Here is a 2,017-nt window from a genome sequence, read left to right on the forward strand (position 1 = left end):
TGATTGGCCAGCGCGGGACGGTCATCGAAAACCGTCACGGCGAAATCGAGTCCGAGGGCCAGCGGCGCGACGGCCTGCGCGATGTGGCCCGCCCCGGCAATCCACAACGCGTACGGCGGCGTGACCGTTTCCCGGTAGCGCCAACCCGTGGTCGGTTCGGGAGATGTGTCCGCGGAGGTGTCGGCCCAGGCGATTTGAAAATCCTCCGTGATGCCCCAGGTGCGCCCGCTTTGCCGCCGGGCCAGCTCGGTCCAGATCGGCGCGGCGGAATGAATGCGGGGCAGGATGACGCCGCCCACGCGTCCTCCGCAAATCAGCCCGTCGTCCCACCCGAAATCATGGTCGAGGACGAGGTCGAAGGTTTCCGGCTTGCCCGTGGCCAGGGCCTGCCGCGCGCGGTCCTGGATTTCCGCCTCGAGGCAACCGCCGCCCATCGTCCCGGCCATCCGGCCGTCCGCGTAAAAAAGCGCCTTGGCCCCGACCTTCTGCGGGCTCGATCCTTTCACTTCCGTGATAATCCCCAGTGCGACCGGTTCCTCCGTTGCCGCGGCCAGGGTCTCGTAAAACGTGGGCACGCTTTTAAATTAGCGCGGAAGCGGACGATGCCAAGCGAGCGTTCGGATGGAATGAATTTGTCTTTCAGGTCTCCGGCTGAAACGCCGTCAATTAAGGCTTGCCCAAGAGATCCTCCCAGGAACATCGGAAGGCTATGGCAAGCTTCTGCGCAGTTTCAATCGTTGGCCTTTTCAGGGAATAAGATTCAATCATTTGCAGCGTTCGCACGCTGATTCCTGCTCTCCCGGAGCACACTTCTTGAGTCCATTTTCTGGCCATGCGCAGACGATAAACCTTCTGGCCAAATTCACGCGCAACCATCTCCAAGTATTGAATTCATCTCAGAGGTGAATATGCAGATATCTGCGTATTTTTGATTGTCTCGGCAAAAGCATCCCTCTAAGACAAGAACATGCCCTCCCTCCTTATCCTCTCTTGGATAAGCCCGGGAGGATGATTTTTGTCTGCTGGATATTTTTTCCTCTGAATTTTATGGCGGAAGGTGCCGATTAAAACAAAACGTGCTCACCCTCTTTTATTTTGGCCTCAATACGCTGGGGATAACAATTTTAATTTGTTGGATATATCTCCTGCGACTCTTATGTCCGAAGGTGCCGGTGAAGTGGTGCATGATCGGGGGACTGATCATTTTTAGTCTTACGTCCTTGGCGCTCTATTTCTGGATCGTCGATCTGTCGATGGCCAATAACGGATAAATGGGGCAGTTCAAATTAGGATGCTAACTGCCTTCGACTTCATTGACTTGTCGCACGGCACCGGCCTAGGGTGAAATAACGCTAAGTAAAAGCTATGTGCACCATCTGCGGAAATCCCTCCCTGAACCACGCGCCGTTTTATTCCAGACGCGGTTTTCTTAAACTTGTCGGTGGCGCGACCGCCGCCGCGGCCCTTTCGGGGCGCGCGCTTTTTGCCGCCGGAGAAATTCCCAAGCCGCAGAATATTCTCTCTCCCGACGAGGCGCTGGAGCGGCTGAAAAAGGGCAACGAACGCTACGTCGACGGCGTCATGAAGCGCCACGACTTCGGCATGAAACGGGGCGTTCTGGCCGGCGGCCAAAATCCGTATGCCGGAATTCTAAGCTGCGCCGATTCGCGGATTGCGCCCGAATACGCCTTCGATTCCGGGCGCGGCGATCTTTTCGTCGTGCGCGTCGCCGGTAATTTTGCCGAGGAGAATGGCGTCGCGAGTTTTGAATATGCGGTCAAATTTCTCGGCACGCCGCTTCTCGTCGTGCTCGGCCACGACAAATGCGGCGCAGTCGACGCGGCGATCAAGACTGTGAAGGATGGCGCCGAGTTGCCGGGGCACTTGCCGCAACTGGTGGATCACATCGCGCCCGCGGTGAAGACGGCCCTGTCCGAGCCGGGCGACCTGCTCGCCAACGCCATCCGCGAGAACGTTCTCCTCAACGTGGAAAATCTGAAAACCGCGTCACCCATTC

Annotated in this window: 3 protein-coding genes; 1 reads left to right on the forward strand and 2 read right to left on the reverse strand. The window is 57.5% G+C overall.

All coding sequences use genetic code 11. The annotated features are described in order from the left end of the window. The coding region (locus WBR57_RS25855) for an XdhC family protein (RefSeq protein WP_424087800.1) at window positions 1–575 on the reverse strand (575 nt) is incomplete at its 3' end. Window positions 576–666: 91 nt separating this feature from the next. Further along, window positions 667–876 (reverse strand): helix-turn-helix domain-containing protein, encoded by a 210-nt coding sequence (locus tag WBR57_RS25860; protein ID WP_424087802.1) that lies wholly within the window; start codon window positions 874–876, stop codon window positions 667–669. Between the two features lie 489 nt (window positions 877–1,365). On the opposite strand from WBR57_RS25860, the gene WBR57_RS25865 reads away from it, so the two are divergent. Continuing rightward, window positions 1,366–2,017 (forward strand): carbonic anhydrase (locus tag WBR57_RS25865; protein WP_424087801.1); only part of this gene is annotated, 652 nt, incomplete at its 3' end.

It is taken from the genome of Pseudomonas sp., assembly GCF_049590575.1.
GTDB lineage: Bacteria > Pseudomonadota > Gammaproteobacteria > Pseudomonadales > Pseudomonadaceae > Aquipseudomonas.

What these genes read in the sequence shown, in the direction of transcription:
- WBR57_RS25860 (WP_424087802.1), bottom strand. Translation starts at nt 876, where the DNA reads ATGGTTGCGCGTGAATTTGGCCAGAAGGTTTATCGTCTGCGCATGGCC.